Raw genomic sequence first — 18,957 nt, 5'->3', positions numbered from 1 at the left:
ATCGGGGGAAAGGTGCTCACAGCAAACCCCCAGACATCGACGTTCGGCAATGCATCAAGGCATGTCAATATTCCCCTGACCCTGACGTGATGACCGCAGGTGCTCGGCCGGCAGATCCGCCGGTGGTGGGGGAGCGCCCAGGTCGGAGGGCTGATAACCGGCCGGATAACCGGGATAGGTGCGACTGTGCTTCGGCCGCCCGAGGACCGATTCGCGGCGCGGTGGGAAGAATCGCAGAGCCCGTGCTCGCGACTTCAATCCAGCGGTGGCCAGAGCACCGACCCAGGAGGGTGCCGGATCGAAGCCGAACGCCGTCAGCATCCGGTCGTCGAGCATGCCCCGCACGCCGAGGCGCACCGCGGGCCGCAGCGGCGCCGGGAACCAGGCGGCGAACAGTTCCACGGTGTAGGTTCCCACCTCATGATTCGTCGGCGAGAAGACGAAATGTCGCCGTTCGAAGGTGGCCTTGAAATCTGCGAACTCATCGTATGAATCGGGAATGTCTTTGATGCCCATCCGGTGACCGACGGCCCGGTAGTAGTGGAAAGCCGCCGACTTCTCGTGCGGATGCAGCGGTCGCCACCCGAAACGGGAGATCCAGTCGATCGGGTCGTAGACGAACGTGCTCAGCACGTACAACATGTCGTCGTTGCTGATCGCGTACCGTCCGTGCGCCCGGTTGACCACCTTCAGCGCGTCCCGGCCGCGCTCCGAGTCGTAGCCGTGTGCGGCCATCTCGGCCATCAGCAGCGCGGTGTCGTCGTACCGCCGCTGTGGCCTCTCCCGGAATTCGCCGGTCGCCGTGAGCAGTTTCGAGATGCTCGGCACGCAATAGGTGCGGAACAGCGCGAACTCCAGCGCCCGGGTGTAGTCCCAGGGGAATTCCCGCCCGGACGAGAGCTGATAGATCTCCAGATGGTCACGTTCCGGATCGAGTGCCGCGATCCGGTCCCGGATGTCGTAACGACCCATCTCAGCTGATCATCTCCTTCACCTTCGCCAGCGCCGGGCGCGGATCCGGATCCAGCGGGGTGACATTCAAGACCGTCACCCCGCTTTCCCGGTACGCCGCGATCCGGTCCCGCACATACGACTCCGGGCCGATCAGGCTGCCCAACTCGAGCAACTCGTCGGGAACCGCCGCGGCGGCCTCCTTCTTGTGCCCGGCCAGATACAGCTCCTGAATGCGGTCGGCCTCGGCCTCGAATCCGTAGCGGCTGACCACGTCGTGATAGAAGTTGCGGCCCTTGGCGCCCATCCCGCCGACATACAGCGCGATCATCGGGCGGGCCAGATCACGCAGGTGCTCCAGGTTCTCCCCGATGGCCAGCGGCCCACCGGCGACGATCTCCAGCCGTCCCCGTTCGGCGGGGCGCGCGGCCAGCGACTTCCCCCACACGCCGGCCGCCCGCTCCGGGACATAGAGGAACGGGATCCACCCGTCGGCGACCTCCGCGGTCATCCGGACGTTCGCCTCCCCGAGGGCCGCCACGTAGATCGGGATCTCCGGTCGTACCGGATGGGTGAGGATCTTCAGGGGTTTGCCCAGCCCCGTCCCCCGGCCGTCGGGGAGCGGCAGGGGGTAGAGGCCGTCGTTGGTGATCACGTCGCGCTGCCAGACCCGGCGGCAGATGTCGATGATCTCGCGGGTCCGGGTGATCGGCTTGTCGTAGGCGACCCCGTGCCAGCCCTCGATCACCTGCGGCCCGGACGCGCCCAGTCCCAGGATCGCCCGCCCGCCGGAGATCGCGTCCAGCCCGGCCGCGGTCTGCGCGATCAGCGCCGGGGTGCGCGAGTAGATCGGCAGGATCGCCGACCCGATCTGCACCGTCTCGGTCTTCGCGGCCAGATAGCCCATGATCGTCGGCGCGTCGAAGCCGTAGGCCTCGGCCACCCACACCACGTCCAGGCCGGCCCGTTCCCAGCCGGCCACCTGGTCGGCGGCCGCCCGTGGGTCACCGGAGTACATCAGCGTCGTTGCCAAGCGCATCGGTCACACCTCCTCGTTTTTGATATTTGATACGGTGACGGCCGATAAAGCGAGAGGTGGGGGGACATGCTCTCCGAGGAGGTCGCCGGCGCCCTGCGGGCCCGGATCATGTCCGGCGAGCTGCGCCCCGGCGCCCGCATCCGTCTCGAAGAGGTCGCCGCCGGCCTCGGCGTCAGCATCACCCCGGTCCGGGAGGCGCTGCTCACGCTCCGCGGCGAGGACATGGTGGAACTCGAACCCCGCAAGGGTTATGTCGTCGCCCCGCTGTCCCGGCAGGACATCCTGGACGTCTTCCAGTTGCAGGGCGACATCGCCGGCGAGCTGGCCGCCCGGGTCGCCGCCGCCGTCACCGAAGCCCAGCTCGGCGAGCTGACAGTGGCCCACAGCAAGGTGGCGCGGGCGCGGCGGGCCGCCGACGTCGAGACCTTCGAGTTCGAGTTCCATCGCGCCGTCAACCGGCTGGCCCGGTCCCGGAAACTCAGCTGGTTCCTGCACACCGCCACCCGGTACACCCCGGCCCGGGTCTACTCGTCCGATCCGGGCTGGCGGGACGGGATGCGCGCCGATCACGAGGCGGTGCTCGCCGCGTTCGCCGCGGCCGACGGTGACGCCGCCCGGACCGCGATGACCAGGCACTTCACCGACGGGGCGGAGCGCCTGGTCAAGCATCTCGACGACCTGGGAATCTGGGATTCTTAGGTTTTGTCGCGTGGATCGCGTGGGGCTGCGGCGTGGCCCAGCCGGCGCCTGACGGCATCCGGTGGAAGGCCACATACAACACCGGTATGCGACCTCCCACCGGCTGACGCCAGCCACCACCTGGACCTCGCCTCGCTCCCACGCGATCCGCGCGACAAAACCTAACGGCCGTGCCGCATCCGGAACAGTTTGAGCGCCCGGGCCATCGTGTGCGGGTCGCGGTCCAGGCGCACCAGGTCCATCGGCGGGTTGAAGCGCTGGCGGGTCACCGACTGGGCCCGGGAGAACTCTCGCAGGCCGTCGGCTCCGTGGATGCGGCCGAAACCTGAGTCGCCGACGCCGCCGAAGGGTAGGGACGGGACGCTGGCGAAGCCCAGTACCGCGTTGATGCTCGCTGCCCCGGCTCGCAGTTTCCGTGCCGTGTCCATTGCCGCGCCAGCGTTACGGGTGAAGATCGATGCCGCCAAACCGTACTTGGAGTGATTTGTCCGTTTGATTGCCTCGGCCACACTGTCCACCGGGTTGATCACCAGCGTCGGGCCGAAGGTCTCCTCGGTGACGGCGATGCTGTCCTCGGGGACGTCGGTGAGGATCACCGGGGCGACATTTCCGGATTTGATGGACTCGGCGCCGCCGACTACGGCTTTTCCACCCCTTAGCAGGGCGTCCTCGACGTGTGCTCGCACGATCGCCGGCTGTTCCGGGGTGGTCATGGTGAACTCGCCGACGGCCAGGGCGCTGACCTTGTCGACGAAGGTGTTGAAGACCGATTTCTCGACATATACGCGTTCGACTCCGGCGCACGTCTGGCCCGCGTTGCCGAACCCGCCGAATGCCGCCGCCCGTGCCGCGGCGTCGAGATCCGCGTCCGCCGCCACGATCATCGCGTCCTTGCCGCCGCCCTCGACCACCAGCGGCGTCAGGGTCTCCGCGCAGGTGGCCATCACCTTGCGCGCGGTCGCCGCCGACCCGGTGAACGCGATCTTGTCCACGCCGGACCAGACGAGCGCCGCCCCCACGCTCCCGTCCCCGAGGACCGCCTGCAGCACCGGCGCCTCCGGCACCGCCTCGATCCAGGCCGTGGCCAGCCACGCGCCCGTCTCCGGGGTGTGCTCACTCGGCTTGAAGACGACCGCGTTGCCGGCGGCCAGGGCGTACGACACCGAGCCGAGCGGCGTGTAGACCGGATAGTTCCACGGCCCGATCACCCCGACCACGCCGAGCGGCAGGTACTCCAGGGTGGCGGCGTGGTTGGCGGCCAGCATCCCGGACGGGACCTTGCGGCGGCCGAGCACCTTGCCGGCGTTGCGGGCCGCCCAGTCCAGGTGCTCGACGGCGAGCATCACCTCCAGGGCCGCGTCGTCGGGCGACTTCCCGGTCTCGGCGGCGATCAGCGCGGCGAGTTCGTCGATCCGCCGGGCGATGTGCCGCTTCCAGGCCAGCAGGTGGACCCGGCGCTCCTTGTACCCGAGCCCGCCCCACCAGGTGGCGGCCGGCCGGGCTCGGTCGACGGCTGCTCCGACGACATCGATGGATGTGCCCATGACAACTCCCGGGAGCTCTTGATTCGCGGGGCTTAAATTTGATATTTGATATGTTACGTTCGCTGTCAACATAGATCATCACCTGCGGTAACTCCCGGAAGGCGACGACATGAGTATCGATCTGACCCCCGAACAGAAGGCTTTCACCGAGGCGATCGACGACTTCTGCCGCCGGGAGGCCGGCTCTCGTGAACAACGAGGCGACGGCCCACACCACCCCGGGCTGTACCGGAAGATGGCCGACCTCGGCTGGCTCGGCGTCACCGTCCCCGACGAGTTCGGCGGCTCCGGCGCCGGCATGGTCGACACCTGCCTGTTCCTGGAGCATGTCGCCTACGGCCAGGCCCCGGTCGGCGGCTTCACCACCAGCGCCATCGTCGCGGCCGCGGTCGGGCGCTCCGGCAGCGACGAGCAGCGGAAGACCGTCCTCGGCGGCCTGGTCGACGGCCGGGTGTACGCCATCGCGATGAGCGAACCGGAAGCCGGCTCGGACGTCGCCAACCTGTCCTGCCGGGCCGTGCGCACCGACGACGGCTGGATCGTCGACGGCCAGAAGACATGGTGCTCCAACGCCCACATCGCCGACGCGATCCTGCTGGTGGCCCGCACCTCCGGCAGCCCCGGCGACCACCACGGCCTGACCATGCTGCTGGTCCCCACCGACACCCCCGGCCTGCGGATCAACGGCATCGAGACGATGGGCGGAAAAGAGGTCAACGACCTCTACTTCACTGATGTACGCCTGCCCGCCGACGCCGTGATGGGCACCGTCGACAAGGGCTGGCAGCAGCTGATGGCCGGCCTGAACGTGGAGCGCCTGATCCTGGCCGCGCTGATGCTCGGCACCGCCCAGCGCGCCTTCGACGACGCCCTGGACTTCATCAGGCAGCGCAGACAGTTCGGCCGCCCGGTCGGCAGCTTCCAGGCGCTGCGGCACCGGATCGCCGACCTGGCCACCGAGATCGAATGCTGCCGCCTGCTGGTCCACCGGGTGGCGACCCTGACCGACCGTGATCCGGGGAAGGTGCTGCCCCGGGAGAGCTCGATGGTGAAACTGAAGGTGACCGAGGTGGCCCGCGAGGTGGCGCTGGCTGGCATGCAGATGATGGGCGGCTACGGCTACGCCACCGAGTACGACATGGAACGCCACGTCCGGGCCACCCTGGTGTCGACGATCTACGGCGGCACCAGCGAGATCCAGCGCGACATCATCGGCAAGACCTACGGTCTCTGACCATGATCAGGCTGGCGGTACGCTGCCCCTCATGCTGATCATCGGGAACGTCCTGGCCGCGGTCGTGGCTCTCATCCACGTGTACATCGCGGTCCTGGAGATGTTCCTGTGGACCAAGCCGCAGGGGCGCAAGGCGTTCAACCTGACGCCGGAGTTCGCCGAGCAGACCAGGGTGCTGGGCCTGAACCAGGGTCTGTACAACGGTTTCCTGGCCGCCGGCCTGATCTGGGGTCTGCTGGGCGGCGGCTTCGGCGCGATCGTCTTCTTCCTGATCTGCGTGGCGGTGGCCGGCGTCGTCGGAGCCCTGACCGCCAGCCGCCGCATCCTCTACGCCCAGACCGTCCCGGCGGTCCTGGCCCTGATCCCGGTGATCCTGGCCCACTGAGCCGGGCATCCCATCGAAGCCGGTGGGCCGGTAGGCTCGCCGGCGAGGTGGAGGATGTAGCGCAGAGGTCGTCGCGCCTCCCTGCGAAGGAGGAGGACACCGGTTCGATCCCGGTCCCCTCCACCTCCCTGTGGGCCGTAGCGCAGAGGTCGTCGCGCGGCCTTGCTCAGGTCGAGGACACCGGTTCGAATCCGGTCGGCCCACACCCTCCTCCCGGCCGTCCCGCGATGACGCCTGTGAATGTCCTGTCGCGGATCCGACTCGTGACTCACAGTGTTTTGGTGAATACACTGTGCCGAGTCTGCGCTGGTTGACCGGATCAGGATGGGCCGACTTGTCTTCGATCGCCGCGAACAGTCATCGATTGGACCCCGAGGACCTGGTCGCCGGGACGCCGTTACCGAAGAGTCCTTCGAAGCTCGTGGCCGGATCGTTCGCCCTGGCGCCGATCCTGATCGTCAACGTGGCGCTGGCCCATCTCCTCCGGCCGGTCGGGCCGGTGTTCCCGCTCGTCGCCCTCGGCACCTTCGGGCTGTCGATGTATCGGTTCTGGGCTCCGTGGCGGGACTGGGTGCACCATTTCCGGGAAGGGCTGCCGCTGGAGAATCTGCGGCGGGCCAACGCGGAGTGGCGGGGATTCAAACCGACCGACAGCCCGCTGACCCGGTTGAACAGCCCGATCTGGATCTTCAAGAAGCGGCAGAACGAGGAGACCCGTCCCCGGGCGGGCCGGGGTCAGCCCAAGCCCGCGCAGCCGCGGCTACGGTTTCAGCTGTGCATCGCCAAGTATGTCGACGGGGACATCGCGGTCGGCTACAGCGACGGAACGTCGGACGGCTGGCATCTGAAGGCGAACGCCCTGTACCGCAGCTACCGCGCACCCGCCGGGTCGGCCGGGAAAGCGGAGAGTGCGCGGGACATGGTCCGGGAATCGACCGAGATCCTGGAATCCATGGTCAATACCGTGGCGCGTGATCCCGGATCCACTCTGGCCTCGCTGGCCCACAACTATCCGGGCCATTCCGCGGGCGCCGTCATGCACGCGATGCGGGCCTGCTTCTTCTGGGGCATCCTGCAGCCCGTCGGCGACGAGTCGTCGCGGCGTCTGTTCGCGCTGCTCAGCGACTCCGAACTGCCGTCCCCGGAGGCCGCGACGATCGCCGTCCAGGTCTCCGGCGCCGGGCAGCTCTGGCTCGGGTGCGGTCCGCGGGCGCTCGCCAGAGCGGATGCGCAGAAGAGGGAGAACCGGAGCCGGAAGATCTCGCTGACGGTCGGCCGGAACTCGCAGGTCGTGGTGCAGATCGGCGACCACAACCGGCAGACGAACAGCTTCGGCGGCCACCGCGTCGAGGAGTTGGAGGAGGAGGCGCTGACGGCCCTGGAACTGCTCCTGGAGGACGAGGCCTTCTGGCGGCGACCGCAGCCGCAACGGGACAGACGTGTCATCGAGACCGCCGTGGACCGGGAGGACATCGGCAGGCCCGCCGTGCGGTCGGCGGTCCGCCGCCTCCTGCGGGACGGCGACGATCTCGTGTCGGCGCTGGTCGGGAGCAGTCTGCACAAGGCGTTGATCGACTTCGTGCGCCAGGACGGGTGAAGGCCCCGGTCCGCGGGGACCGGGGCCTTCGTCGTCGGTGGGTCAGCGGCTGTACGGGGCCACCGTCACCTTGTCGATCAGGGGGGCGTACTTCGAGCGGAGCAGCACGTCCGGCCAGTCGTCGGAGGCGTACGTGGTGCCGTCGAAGTTGGGGAGTTCCTCGGAGCGGAAGCTGATCGTGTTCGGGCCCCGTTTCAAGGTCACCGGGACGGTCAGGTCCCAGAAGTTGTTGTCGTGGAAGCTGTGCGGGAACAGGACCCGTTTCGCCGTACCACCGTTGACCGTGATGTCGGCGTGCCGGGCCAGCGGGTCCGGGTTGTAGTGGGTGGCCACCGCCTGCTCCGGGTTGGAGTAGCGGATCCGCAGCGCGTAGGTGCCGGCCTTCGTGGCGGGCACGTCGAACGTCAGCGTGTTGGTGTTGCCGGGGGCGCCGCCCACACCGGTGACCGCTGAACCACCGCTGGCCAGGGATTTCGCCGTGACCGTGGCGGTGCCGGCGATCCGGGCGGACTCGGCCTCGTAGGTGACCGACGGCAGCGCGCGGGTGTCCTGCCGTACGACGATCCGGTCGATGAAGGACCGCGAGTTGGTCCCCGATACGACGATCTTGTTGACACCGCCGGACAGCGACACGGCCGGCCCGGACACCTTGATGCCGTTGACCGTCAGCGAGACGTCCTTGCCGACCGTCTTGATGACGTGTGCCGCGTCGGCTTCGGCGTAGACCCAGAACGTCGCGCTGCCCTTACGTCCCAGCGAGACACCACCGGCAGCCGGCGACGCGTGATCCCATGTGGCCAGCTCGGCCTCGTAGAGGTCGGTGGCGACCGGGTTCGGCAGCTCCAGAGTGATCCGGTCGACGATCGCGTCACCCTTGGTGGCTCTGGAGAGGTCCAGGCTGCGGGCGGCCAGCGAGATCGTGTGCCGCCCGGCGGTCAGCGAAACTGTGGTGTCCGCGTGATCCCAGACCGCCCACTTGTACCCGAGCGGCAGGAAGATCTCCTGCTCGGCCGCCCCGTCGACACGCAGGAACACGTTGGTCGGCCCCTGCTCGCGTACCAGGTCGTAGGTGTTGAGCGAGTTCGCGAACACCGAGAGGTCGTAGATCCCGTCCCGTGGCACGTCGACGGTGAAGTCGAGGACCCCGTCACTGCCGGTGCGCAGCCCGCCGACGTCGTACCGCCCGGACGTGTAGAACTTCGACACGTCCGACGGCGACCCCTCCGGCCCGTTCCTGCTGTAGCCGCTGCCGGTGTAGGTGGCGTCCTCGGCTTCGAAGGAGCCCTGCCACAGCGCCGGGCTCGTGCCGTTCACCGCCGGAGAGCCAGGTCCGAGCACGATTTCGTACGCCGAGGCCTCGTCCAGTTTCCCGAACTCGAAGGCCACCGCCCCGTCGACGACACGCACGTTCTTCTCGGCGATCAACCGCGGCTGCGCCGAGTCACCGACCTGCCCGGTCCACGGGATCTCCCGGATCCACGCGTGCACCGACTTCCCCAGATACTTCGGCACGTTCGTGAACCGCACGTACCCCGCGGACGAGGCTCCGCCGAAGATGGCCCGGGCCTGTTTGCGCTGCTTGTCCAGGGTGGCGACACCCTGCAGCGAGTAGTTCTGCCCCGGATAGGGCGGCGACACCCGGACGGTGTTCCCGGTCATCTGCCCGTAGGCGTTGAACAGCCACCACTGCCCGTTGCCCCGGTTCGCCTGCACCGCCGAGTCGGACAGGTTGCCGTCGATGTTCCAGTACGCGATGTCCGCGTCGACCTTGGACTCCTCGATGGCCGAGATCCACTGGATCATCTGCCCGGGAACCGATGTGTGGTAGTTGAACGCGTACTCGTTGATGTTGATCGGCAGTCGCCGCCCGATGATGTCGGCTTCCCAGGCGCGGTATTTCGCGACGCTGGTCCGGACCGCCTCCGGGTGGCTCAGTTCGTGCCAGGTGATCACGTCGGGCAGGGTGCCGGCTTCGACGGTGTGCATGAGGAAGCCTTTGACCTGCTCGTACAGGATGCTGGTGTTGGGTCCGGCGATCCGGGCCGCCGGGAGTTTGCCCTTGATGATCGCGTGCACCTCGTCCCAGGCCCGGAACCAGTCGGTGGGGTCGCTGAGCCAGCTGACCTTGTTGTAACTCCACTCGCCGGTGCCGTACATGTTGCCTTCGGGCTCGTTGAAGGGCACGAAGACGATGCGTTTCTGGTACGCCGGATCGAGGGTCGAGACCTGGTCGACCTGCTTGGCGATCTTCTGCTTGAAGAGGGTGATCTTCTCGTCCGGGGTGCTGCCGGGCCACTGGTAGGGGAACCCGCGGTGGATGTCGGTCATGTAGACGTAGACGTCACCACCTGTCGCGTCGGCGAGCGGCTTCACCACCTCCAGCGCGTCGGCGCCGGGGTGCTGCGGTCCGTCCTGCGCCTTGGTCGAGACGGTGCGCAGGTTCATGCCCTCGATCAGGTTGCTGGTGGGCAGCCCGTCGCCGTAGAGGCCGTAGAGGGTTCCGGACGCGCCGCCGTGGAACGCCCCGGTACTGGTGCCCAGGTCGACGGTGAGTTCGCCGTCGCGGATCACGGTCACGGTGGCGGTCACCGGCCGTCCCGCCGCGGTGCCGGTCACAGTGAACGTGCCGCGCTGCGCGTACTGCGCGGGGTCGATCGCGGCCCAGGTCACCGGCACGTCCCGGTCGTACGCGTCGGAGAAGGTGCCGCGGACCGTGGCCGGCAGGGCGGGCGCGACGCCGATGGTGGTGCGCACGTCGAACGTGGTGGCGGCCAGCCCGGTGACGGCCGGCGGCGGGGTGACGGCGGCGTCCTCGGCGACCTGCGCGGCGGTGAGGGCGGTGCCGTAGATCCGGAACGAGTCGACCGCGCCGTCGAAGAGCGGGTCCTGGTAGAACGAGCGGCCGATGAAACCGGCCGGCGCGGTGGCCGGGCCGAGGATGTCGGCGGCCGTCACGGTGGTCGGTGTCCCGGCGACCTCGACCCCGTCCAGGTACGAGGTCAGCCGCCCGCCGCCGAGGGTGACGGTGATCGTGCGCCACTGGTTCGCCGGCAGCGCCGTGTAGCCGGTGACCTGGGATTCCGCGTTGCCGCCGCTCTTGGTGACGGCGCTGCGCAGCCGGCCGTCACCGTTGTAGGGCGTGCTGAACAGGTAGCGGGTGTTGTCGGTGCCCAGCGCGTAGATCCACTGCCAGGGTGCGGTGACGCCGTCCCACTTCACCCGGGTGCTGACGGTCAGGTCGGTGCGGCCTTCCAGGGCGCGCCGGGGGATGGTGACGTAGGCGCCGTTCGAGGTGGGGCCGCCGCCGGGCAGGGTGAGCGCGCCGTCGGTGAGGCCGGCGGTGGCGCCGTTGACCAGGGTTCCGTTCAGGCCGTTGCCGGAGCTGTCGGTGATGACGTCGCTGCTCGTGCTGTCGCCGTCGAACTCGTACGCGAGGACGGGGGTGGGCAGGTCGGCGGCGAGTGCGGGGATCGCGGGTGTCCCGGCGATCAGCACCGCGGCCACCAAGGGGATCTTCCAGGCTCTCATGCATCGCTCCAAAGCGTGATGTGAGCGTTAACAAAAGAGCGCGCTCAACGAGCCGCGCGCTCTGGTCAACGAGGGATTTCCGGTAGGTTACGAACCCCAGCGATCCTCGTCAATGACTCAGCAGGAAATCGTTTGCCTCGAGAGCGCGGCAAGCCGGGCGGGCGGTGGTGAACAGGGTGGGCGGGTGTGGCCTAGACCGCCGTCGACGCTCGGGGGACCAGGCGGCAGGGGCGGGCGTGCTGCCCGTGCGCCGGAGTTCCGTTGATCGCGGCGAGAAGCTGCTCGGCGGCGGTCCGCCCGATGCCCTCCAGGTCCATGTCGATGCTGGTCAGAGGCGGCTGGCAGCCCTCGACCATGACGTCCCAGTTGTCGAAGCCGACCAGGGCCACGTCCCGCGGGATCTCCCGCCCGGCCTTGGTCAGCGCCTCGGCCAGCCCGCGGGCGATCTGGTCGCTGCCGCAGAACACCGCGTCCACGTCGGCGCCGGTGGACAGCAGGATCCCGGCGGCCTGCCGGCCCCACGCCTCGCTCCACTCGCCGTACAGCGTCGGCACCGCCGGGCGCAGCCCCTCGGCGGCCAGGGTGTCCTCGGCGGCGCGCGCCCGCACGCTCGCCGAATGGTGGTGCTCCGGGCCGGTGACCAGGGCGATCCGGCGGCGGCCGACGGCCAGCAGGTGCCGGATCGCGCGCCGGGAGCCGTCCGCCTCGTCCGGCACCACCGAGCAGTCGGCCGGGTCGGCGGAGCTGATGAACGCGTAGACCACCGGCACCGGCAGGCCGACCCCGATCGGGGCGCGGGCCTGGGTGCGGCGGCCGGTCACGATGATCCCGTCGACCTTGCGGCTGAGCAGCGTACGCAGGTAGTACTGCTCGCGGATCGGGTCGTCCCGGGCGTCGCACAGGAAGATCGACATCTGCCCGGCCCCGAGCGCGTCCTCGGCGCCGATGAGCAGCGGGATGCTGAACCGGCCGATGCTGTCGGTGGTGATCATGCCGACCGTGTAGGTGCGCCCGGTCTGCAGCGACCGGGCCGCCGCGTTGGCGACAAAACCGAGCTGCTCGGCCGCCTGCTGCACCCGTAACCGGGTCTCCGGCCGCAGCGCGCCGCGCCCGTTGAGTGCCTTGGACGCCGTGCCGGTGGAGACCCCCGCGAGCGCGGCCACCTGGCTGATGGTCACCGCGCGATCCATGGTGCTCAGTGTTTCCTCCCCAGTTTCCTAACGCGTCCGAAGAGGCGTTTCACGTGACCGTAACTTGCTCTTGACATGCGAGCAAGTCGCTACTTAGCGTTTAGGCAATCGATTTCCTAAGCGTTTCCTCCATGTGCAAGGGGAACCCGAATATGACCACCTTTCGTGCCGCGGCGGCACTCGCCCTCACGGCTTGTCTACTGACCGGTTGTTCCACCGGAACCGGAGCCGGCACCGGCGACGGCGCTGACGCCGCCGGTGGCGAATACACGATCTGGGATCCGTACCCGCAGTTCGACGGCTCGTCGGACTGGGTGAAGCTGTTGACCGAGTGCGGCACCGGAGCGGGGGTGACGGTCAAGCGGACCGGCTACGACACTACCGATCTGACCAACAAGGCTCTGCTCGCCGCACAACAGGACAACTCGCCGGACGTGCTGATCGTCGACAACCCGGTGGTGTCCACCCTCGCCGACGCCGGGGTGCTGACCAGCACCGACGAGATGAAGATCGACACCGCCGCGGTCTCGCCGAACCTGCTCGCGGCCGGCCAGATCGGCGGCAAGGCGTACGGCATCCCGATCGGCGCCAACACCCTGGCGCTCTACTACAACAAGAAGATCCTGGACGACGCGAAGATCGACCCGGCGACGATCAAGGACTGGGCGTCGTTGACCGCGGCACTCCAAACCGTGAAACAGAAAGGCAAGAAGGGCATCACCTTCTCGGCGATCGGCACCGAGGAGGGCAGCTTCCAGTTCCTGCCGTGGTTCTGGGGCTCCGGGGCGAACCTGACCCAGCTCGACTCCGCGCAGGGTGTCGCCGCGCTCGACCTGTGGACCGGGTGGCTCAAGGACGGGCTGGCCCCGAACTCGGTGCTCAACAACACCCAGACCACCAGCTGGCAGGAGTTCGCCGCCGGTGACTTCGCGTTCAGCGAGAACGGCACCTGGCAGCTGGCCAACGCCAAGAAGACCGGATTCGAGTACGGGATCATCCCCATCCCGTCGCAGTCCGGTGGCACCGCGCCGGCCCCGACCGGCGGCGAGTTCGTGACCGCGCCGGTGCAGTCCGACACCGCCCGGTACGCCGTCACGGAGAAGCTGATCGCCTGCCTGACCAACGCGGACAACGCGCTGACCACGGACACCACCCTCTCCTACATCGCGGCCACCGACGCGGTGCAGCAGAAGCAGGTCGCGGAGAACAAGGAGCTGACGGTCTGGGTGGAGGCGGTCAAGGCGGCCAAGGGCCGGACCAGTGACGACCTCGGCACCAAGTACCCGAAGATCTCGCAGCCGCTGTGGACCGCGTTCCAGGCCGCGCTCAGCGGGTCGGCCACTCCGGCGGACGCGCTGAAGACGGCACAGACCACGGCAGCTTCGGCGACCAAGTAACGATGGCCCAGGACGTGCTGACCCGGGTTCCCGCCTCCGCTTCGGCGGGGGCGGGGGCGCCGCGGCGGAGAAGCAGGGGTCACTGGACCGCCTGGGCGTTCTGCGCGCCGATCGTGATCTACCTGATCGCGTTCTACGCCTACCCGCTCTACCGCAACCTCGACCTGAGCCTGCGTGACTACACGGTCCGGTCGTTCGTGCGCGGGGACGCCCCGTTCTCCGGGCTGGACAACTATCGCGAGGTGTTCGCCGATCCGGCGTTCGGGCCGGCGTTCCTGCACACGGTGGTGTTCACGTTCGTCAGTATCGCGTTCCAGTTCGCCATCGGGCTGGCCCTCGCGGTGTTCTTCGCCCAGAGTTTCCGGTTGTCGGCGACGTTGCGGGCGTTGTTCCTGGTCCCGTGGCTGCTGCCGTTGATCGTCAGCGCCTCGACGTGGGCGTGGATGCTGAACAGCGACTCCGGGATCGTCAACGCGTTCCTCGGGTTCTTCGGTGTCGAGCCGGTCAACTGGCTGACCTCGCCGGACTGGGCGCTGACCAGCGTGATCATCGCGAACGTCTGGATCGGCATCCCGTTCAACCTGGTGGTGCTCTACAGCGGACTGCAGGCGATCCCGGCCGAGGTCTACGAGGCGGCGGCCCTGGACGGGGCGACCGGCTGGCAGCGGTTCTGGCGGATCACGTTCCCGCTGCTGCGGCCGGTCTCGGCGATCACCCTGCTGCTCGGGCTGGTCTACACGCTGAAGGTCTTCGACCTGATCTGGATCATGACGAAGGGCGGGCCGGCCGACGCGTCGACCACGTTCGCGACCTGGTCCTACCGGTTCAGCTTCGGCAGCCTGCTGCCCGAGTTCGGCCCCGGCGCCGCGGTGGGGAACCTGCTGATCATCATGGCGCTCTTCTTCGGCCTGCTCTACATCCGCTTCCAGAGGAGGCTCAACCAGTGAGGATGCGGCAGCACCTCAAAACGGGCCTGGGTCTGATCCTCACGGCGATCATGCTGTTCCCGGTCTACTGGATGCTCAACGTGTCCTTCACCAAGGACACGAACATGCGAGCCGATCCACCCCACCTCTTCCCGTACGACGGGACGCTCGAGGGTTACCGCGCGGTCATCGATCAGCAGCTGCCGTACCTGGGCACCAGCCTGATCGTGGGTCTCGGCACCGTGCTGCTGACCCTGGTGCTCTCCGCGCCGGCCGGGTTCGCCCTGGCCAAGTTGCGCCCGAAAGGCGGCGGCGCGCTCAGCTTCGTGCTGCTGATCGCCCAGATGATCCCGGGAATCATCATGGCGATGGGCTTCTACGCCATCTACCTGCGACTCGGTGTGCTCAACACGGTGCCCGGCCTGATCCTCGCCGACTCGACCATCGCGGTCCCGTTCGGCGTCCTGATCTTCACCGCGTTCATGTCCGGCATCCCCGACGAGCTGATCAACGCGGCCATGATCGACGGCGCGACCACCTGGCGCACCTTCGTGTCGGTGATCCTGCCGGTGTCGCGCAACGCGATCGTCACGGTCAGCCTGTTCGCCTTCCTGTGGGCGTGGTCCGACTTCGTCTTCGCCACCACCCTGGACGGCGGCGGCGACGCCCAGCCGATCACCCTCGGCATCTACCACTACATCGGCAACAACAACCAGCAGTGGAACGCGATCATGGCAACCGCCGTGATCGCCTCCATCCCCGCGACGCTGCTGCTCATCCTGGCCCAGCGGTACGTGGCAGCCGGTGTGACCGCCGGCGCCGTCAAGGACTAGAGGAACACCCATGAGCTCTGAACTCCACGGCCCTGTCGTACCGACCCCGGAGGCCATCAGCAGGCTTCGGCCGCTGCCCGCGAACCGGGTGCGGCTCGACCCGGACGGGCTGCTCGGCGGCTGGCAGGCCCGCAACGCCGACGCGACCCTGCCGCACTGTGTCGCGCGGGTGGAGACCTACGGCAACCTGGACAATCTGCGGCGTGTCACCGGGGACAGCGACGCGGAGTACCGGGGCTTCTGGTTCGCCGACACCGACGTGCACAAGACCCTGGAAGCGGCGTTCTGGTCCGGGACCGCGCAGGCCTTCAGCGAGGAGGCCGCCGCGCTGCTGGAGAAGGCCCAGGACCCGGACGGTTACCTGGTCTCCTTCTACCAGGAGCCGGCCACCCGGGACCGGCAGTGGAACGAGCTGCACTTCAGCCACGAGATGTACACCGCCGGTCACCTGATCCAGGCGGCCGTGGCGGCGGCCCGGTCCGCGCCCGGCGATGCGGTGGCCCAGCAGGTCGTGGCGGTCGCGCGCCGTTTCGCCGATCTTCTGGTACGCCGGTACGGGTCCTCCGACGAGGTCGACGGCCACCCGGAGATCGAGACCGCCCTGGCCGAGTTGTACCGGGTCACCGGCCACCGCCCGTACCTGGACCTGGCCGCCCGGTTCGTGGCGAACCGCGGCCACGGCAAGCTGGGGGAGGGCCGGTTCGGCGCCGCCTACTACCAGGACCATCAGCCGCTGCGGTCGGTGGACGAGGTCGCCGGTCACGTGGTCCGGCAGCTGTACCTGCTGGCCGGGGCGGTCGACGTGGCGGTGGAGACCGGCGACACCGATCTGCTGGCGGTCACCGGGAAACTGTGGGACTCGGCGATCGACAGCCGCACCTACCTGACCGGCGGGCAGGGTTCCCGGCACCGGGACGAGGCCTACGGCGACGCGTACGAGCTGCCGCCGGACCGTGCCTACGCCGAGACGTGCGCCGCCATCGCGAGTTTCCAGCTGGGCTGGCGACTGCTGCTGGCCACCGGGAACGTGAAGTACGCCGACGAGATGGAACGGGTCCTGCACAACGCGGTCGCCGCCAGCACCGCGGTCGCCGGGGACGCGTTCTTCTACTCCACCCCGCTGCAGCGCCGCACCGGACACGACGGCGGTGGCGAGAACGCGCCCGGGCACCGCCTCGACTGGTACGAGTGCGCCTGCTGCCCGCCGAACCTGGCCCGGCTGATGGCGTCGCTGCACACCTACGCCGCGACCGGCGACCAGAGTGGGCTCCAGCTGCACCTGTACGGCAGCGGCCGGTTCGAGAGCGCCGGCCGGGCGGTCGAGGTGACCACCCGGTACCCGTGGGACGAGCAGATCACCGTCACCGTCGCCGCGACCGACGACGAGCCGTGGGCGCTGTCGCTGCGGGTGCCGGCCTGGTGCTCCGACGTGCGGCTGACGATCAACGGCACCGTCGCGCCGGTCCTGGCCCAGGACGGGTACCTGCGCCTGCACCGCATCTGGCACGCCGGTGACCAGGTGATCCTCACGCTCGCGATGCCGGCCCGGCTGGTCGCCGCGCACCCGCGGGTGGACGCGGTGCGGGGCACGGCAGCCCTGGTCCGCGGGCCGCTGGTGTACTGCCTGGAACACGTCGACACGCCTGACGTGCTCTTCGAGGACCTGGAACTCGATCCGTCCGCGCCGATCTCGGTGGCGTACCACAGCGGTGGTCTGTCCCCGGTGACACTGCGCGCCCTGGTCCGCGTACGGCCGCCAGAAGCAGTTGATCTTTATCGCGGTCTGACCCGGACCGTCCCGCCGGCGGCGACCGACACCGTCACCGCCATCCCCTACTTCCTGTGGGCCAACCGCGAGCCGGGCCCGATGCGGGTCTGGATCCCGCTGGCCGCACGGGAGGACTGAATCCCCGTCCCCTCATCCCCACCGAGGTGAACCGTGTTCCGCAGAAAGGCAGCACTCCTCGTCCTGCCGCTGGTCGTCGCCGGGCTGGTCGTCCCCAGCCCGGCGCGGGCCGCCGGCAACACCCTCACCGTCGACGTCGGCACCGTCGTCCGCCCGGTCACGCACGTCGCGGCCGGCGGCCTCTACGCCGTCGATGTCGGCAGCAAGCCGCCGCTGGAGCAGATGTACCCGCTCCGGCTCAACCACCTCACCCAGCCGCCGCCCGGCGTGCAGCAGCTCGGCAACGGCGCGACCGAACCGTGCTGCGACGGCGCCCTCGTCGCCGGCAAGGTGACGAGCGCCGGCGCGCAGCAGTTCTGGCGGCTGCCGGACATCTACAAGGACTTCCCCTACAAGTGGGTCAGCTGGACCGACTGGGAGAACAAGGTCCGCACCATGGTCAACGCCCGGCTGACCGCGACGACCACCACCAACGTCGACGGCTACGAGTTGTGGAACGAACCGGACTGGACCTGGAACACCAGCGCCGCCGGTACGTTCAACGCCGGGTGGACCCGCACCCACCGGCTGATCCGCACGCTCGACACGGTCACCCCGATCGTCGGGCCCAGCCACTCGATCTACAACCACGACTGGATGGTCAGCTTCCTGACCAACGCCCGGGACACCGCCACGCTCCCGGACGTGATCGTCTGGCACGAGCTGGACAACGACTCGTACCTGAACGTGCAGGCGCACGTCGCCGACTACCGGGCCATCGAGTCGTCGCTCGGCATCTCGCCCCGCCCGATCTCGATCAACGAGTACGCGTCGCCGTCACAGGTCGACATTCCCAGCGTCTCGGTGCACTACATGGCGGTCTTCGAGCGGCACGGGATCCGGTCGGCGGAACGCGCCTACTGGTACGAGGCCGGCACGCTCAACGGGCTGCTGCACAACAACGCGCCGACCAGCTCGTACTGGACCTACAAGTGGTACGGCGACCAGGCCGGCAACGTCGTGCGGACCACGCCCGGCTCGTGGCTGGAGGGGGTCGCGGCGTACGACAGCACCCGCAAGATCGTGAACGTGGTCTTCGGTGGGGACAGCGGCGACAACACGGTCCGGGTGACCGGGCTGGGCGCGCTCGGCACCCAGGTCCGGGCCACCGTCGTGCGCAGCGGCATCACCGGGCGCACTACCAACCAGAGCGCCCCGATCGCGGTGTCGTCGGCGACCTACACGGTGTCCGGCGGGGCGATCAGTGTGCCGGTGACCGGGATGCACGCGTGGGACTCCTACCAGCTGCTGGTCACCCCGACCAGTGGTGTGCCGACGTGGCAGCAGCGCTACGAGGCGGAGAACGCGACGGTCGTCAACGCCAACCGGTTCTCCTCCGGGTCGGCGTCCAACGGCGGGTACGTCGGGCAGATCGACGGCTCGGCCAACCCGCGTAACCAGGCGTTTGTCGACTTCCTGGTGAACGTGCCGGCCGCCCGGAGCTACACGATGACGATCGGGTACGCCAACGGCACCGGGGCCACGGCCACGCAGGGGCTGGCGTACAACGGCGGCGCCTGGCAGACCGTGAGTTATCCGGCGACCGCGGCCTGGGGCGTCTTCGGCTCCACGGTCAGCACGTCGGTCACGCTCAAGGCCGGCTGGAACATGATCCGGCTGGCCAAGGGCTCGCCGAACTACGCGGGCGGCACCGGGTACGCCGAACTGGACTACATCAACCTTGCCTGA

The 18,957-nt window shown here is 68.8% G+C and carries 14 protein-coding genes and 2 tRNA genes; 11 read left to right on the top strand and 5 right to left on the bottom strand.

Going from position 1 to position 18,957, the window contains the following annotated elements:
- Positions 1-54: 54 nt before the first annotated feature.
- Both Aco03nite_RS43350 and Aco03nite_RS43345 read right to left on the bottom strand, forming a co-directional pair.
- Entirely contained in the window at positions 55-972 is a 918-nt protein-coding gene (locus tag Aco03nite_RS43350; protein ID WP_203807241.1) for an oxygenase MpaB family protein, read from the bottom strand.
- 1 nt (position 973) lies between these two features.
- A complete protein-coding gene (locus Aco03nite_RS43345) occupies positions 974-1,990 on the bottom strand; it encodes an LLM class F420-dependent oxidoreductase (RefSeq protein WP_203807239.1) in 1,017 nt (338 codons plus the stop codon).
- A gap of 66 nt (positions 1,991-2,056) precedes the next feature.
- Between Aco03nite_RS43345 and Aco03nite_RS43340 the strand changes: the two genes are divergently transcribed.
- Positions 2,057-2,689 carry a GntR family transcriptional regulator gene (locus Aco03nite_RS43340; protein ID WP_203807237.1) on the top strand — a complete coding sequence of 211 codons (633 nt, stop codon included), beginning with the start codon at positions 2,057-2,059 and terminating at the stop codon, positions 2,687-2,689.
- A 161-nt stretch (positions 2,690-2,850) separates the two neighbouring features.
- Here the strand turns inward: Aco03nite_RS43340 and Aco03nite_RS43335 are convergent, their stop codons facing one another.
- The gene (locus Aco03nite_RS43335) at positions 2,851-4,233 is read right to left on the bottom strand and encodes an aldehyde dehydrogenase family protein (protein ID WP_239145917.1); all 1,383 of its coding nucleotides are present in this window, start codon (positions 4,231-4,233) and stop codon (positions 2,851-2,853) included.
- 109 nt (positions 4,234-4,342) lie between these two features.
- On the opposite strand from Aco03nite_RS43335, the gene Aco03nite_RS43330 reads away from it, so the two are divergent.
- The 5 genes from Aco03nite_RS43330 to Aco03nite_RS43310 all read left to right on the top strand — a co-directional run bounded on the left by Aco03nite_RS43330 (position 4,343) and on the right by Aco03nite_RS43310 (position 7,449).
- Entirely contained in the window at positions 4,343-5,467 is a 1,125-nt protein-coding gene (locus Aco03nite_RS43330) for an acyl-CoA dehydrogenase family protein (protein ID WP_203807233.1), read from the top strand.
- Between the two features lie 31 nt (positions 5,468-5,498).
- The gene (locus Aco03nite_RS43325; protein ID WP_203807231.1) at positions 5,499-5,852 is read left to right on the top strand and encodes a DUF1304 domain-containing protein; all 354 of its coding nucleotides are present in this window, start codon (positions 5,499-5,501) and stop codon (positions 5,850-5,852) included.
- Positions 5,853-5,901: 49 nt separating this feature from the next.
- Positions 5,902-5,975 (top strand) — tRNA-Arg (locus Aco03nite_RS43320).
- An 8-nt stretch (positions 5,976-5,983) separates the two neighbouring features.
- Positions 5,984-6,056, top strand: a tRNA-Ser gene (locus tag Aco03nite_RS43315).
- A gap of 130 nt (positions 6,057-6,186) precedes the next feature.
- A complete protein-coding gene (locus Aco03nite_RS43310; RefSeq protein WP_203807229.1) occupies positions 6,187-7,449 on the top strand; it encodes a hypothetical protein in 1,263 nt (420 codons plus the stop codon).
- Positions 7,450-7,491: 42 nt separating this feature from the next.
- On the opposite strand, the gene Aco03nite_RS43305 is transcribed toward Aco03nite_RS43310, so the two are convergent.
- Complete coding sequence (locus tag Aco03nite_RS43305; RefSeq protein ID WP_203807227.1) at positions 7,492-10,977, bottom strand: LamG-like jellyroll fold domain-containing protein; 3,486 nt, start codon at positions 10,975-10,977, stop codon at positions 7,492-7,494.
- A 191-nt stretch (positions 10,978-11,168) separates the two neighbouring features.
- Complete coding sequence (locus tag Aco03nite_RS43300; RefSeq protein ID WP_203807225.1) at positions 11,169-12,167, bottom strand: LacI family DNA-binding transcriptional regulator; 999 nt, start codon at positions 12,165-12,167, stop codon at positions 11,169-11,171.
- A gap of 152 nt (positions 12,168-12,319) precedes the next feature.
- Here Aco03nite_RS43300 and Aco03nite_RS43295 point away from each other — a divergent pair, with 152 nt between their 5' ends.
- From Aco03nite_RS43295 to Aco03nite_RS43275, 5 genes are read left to right on the top strand one after another with little or no spacing between them, the layout of a single operon-like run.
- The gene (locus Aco03nite_RS43295) at positions 12,320-13,564 is read left to right on the top strand and encodes a sugar ABC transporter substrate-binding protein (protein WP_203807222.1); all 1,245 of its coding nucleotides are present in this window, start codon (positions 12,320-12,322) and stop codon (positions 13,562-13,564) included.
- A 2-nt stretch (positions 13,565-13,566) separates the two neighbouring features.
- Complete coding sequence (locus Aco03nite_RS43290; protein WP_203807220.1) at positions 13,567-14,511, top strand: carbohydrate ABC transporter permease; 945 nt, start codon at positions 13,567-13,569, stop codon at positions 14,509-14,511.
- A 2-nt stretch (positions 14,512-14,513) separates the two neighbouring features.
- Complete coding sequence (locus Aco03nite_RS43285; protein ID WP_203807218.1) at positions 14,514-15,323, top strand: carbohydrate ABC transporter permease; 810 nt, start codon at positions 14,514-14,516, stop codon at positions 15,321-15,323.
- A 10-nt stretch (positions 15,324-15,333) separates the two neighbouring features.
- Positions 15,334-17,229, top strand: a complete 1,896-nt coding sequence (locus Aco03nite_RS43280; RefSeq protein ID WP_203807216.1) for a glycoside hydrolase family 127 protein — start codon at positions 15,334-15,336, stop codon at positions 17,227-17,229.
- Positions 17,230-17,262: 33 nt separating this feature from the next.
- Positions 17,263-18,957, top strand: coding sequence for a carbohydrate-binding protein (locus Aco03nite_RS43275; RefSeq protein ID WP_203807214.1), 1,695 nt, complete (start codon positions 17,263-17,265; stop codon positions 18,955-18,957).

The sequence above is a fragment of the Actinoplanes couchii genome, from assembly GCF_016862075.1.
GTDB classification, from domain to species: domain Bacteria; phylum Actinomycetota; class Actinomycetes; order Mycobacteriales; family Micromonosporaceae; genus Actinoplanes; species Actinoplanes couchii.
The sequence above is the reverse complement of the archived record's forward strand: the minus strand, read 5'-3'. Positions and strand labels throughout refer to the sequence as shown.

What these genes read in the sequence shown, in the direction of transcription:
- Aco03nite_RS43290 (WP_203807220.1), top strand. Translation starts at nt 13,567, where the DNA reads ATGGCCCAGGACGTGCTGACCCGGGTTCCCGCCTCCGCTTCGGCGGGG.
- Aco03nite_RS43305 (WP_203807227.1), bottom strand. Translation starts at nt 10,977, where the DNA reads ATGAGAGCCTGGAAGATCCCCTTGGTGGCCGCGGTGCTGATCGCCGGG.
- Aco03nite_RS43350 (WP_203807241.1), bottom strand. Translation starts at nt 972, where the DNA reads ATGGGTCGTTACGACATCCGGGACCGGATCGCGGCACTCGATCCGGAA.
- Aco03nite_RS43295 (WP_203807222.1), top strand. Translation starts at nt 12,320, where the DNA reads ATGACCACCTTTCGTGCCGCGGCGGCACTCGCCCTCACGGCTTGTCTA.
- Aco03nite_RS43300 (WP_203807225.1), bottom strand. Translation starts at nt 12,167, where the DNA reads ATGGATCGCGCGGTGACCATCAGCCAGGTGGCCGCGCTCGCGGGGGTC.
- Aco03nite_RS43285 (WP_203807218.1), top strand. Translation starts at nt 14,514, where the DNA reads ATGCGGCAGCACCTCAAAACGGGCCTGGGTCTGATCCTCACGGCGATC.
- Aco03nite_RS43280 (WP_203807216.1), top strand. Translation starts at nt 15,334, where the DNA reads ATGAGCTCTGAACTCCACGGCCCTGTCGTACCGACCCCGGAGGCCATC.
- Aco03nite_RS43345 (WP_203807239.1), bottom strand. Translation starts at nt 1,990, where the DNA reads ATGCGCTTGGCAACGACGCTGATGTACTCCGGTGACCCACGGGCGGCC.
- Aco03nite_RS43340 (WP_203807237.1), top strand. Translation starts at nt 2,057, where the DNA reads ATGCTCTCCGAGGAGGTCGCCGGCGCCCTGCGGGCCCGGATCATGTCC.
- Aco03nite_RS43325 (WP_203807231.1), top strand. Translation starts at nt 5,499, where the DNA reads ATGCTGATCATCGGGAACGTCCTGGCCGCGGTCGTGGCTCTCATCCAC.
- Aco03nite_RS43335 (WP_239145917.1), bottom strand. Translation starts at nt 4,233, where the DNA reads ATGGGCACATCCATCGATGTCGTCGGAGCAGCCGTCGACCGAGCCCGG.
- Aco03nite_RS43330 (WP_203807233.1), top strand. Translation starts at nt 4,343, where the DNA reads ATGAGTATCGATCTGACCCCCGAACAGAAGGCTTTCACCGAGGCGATC.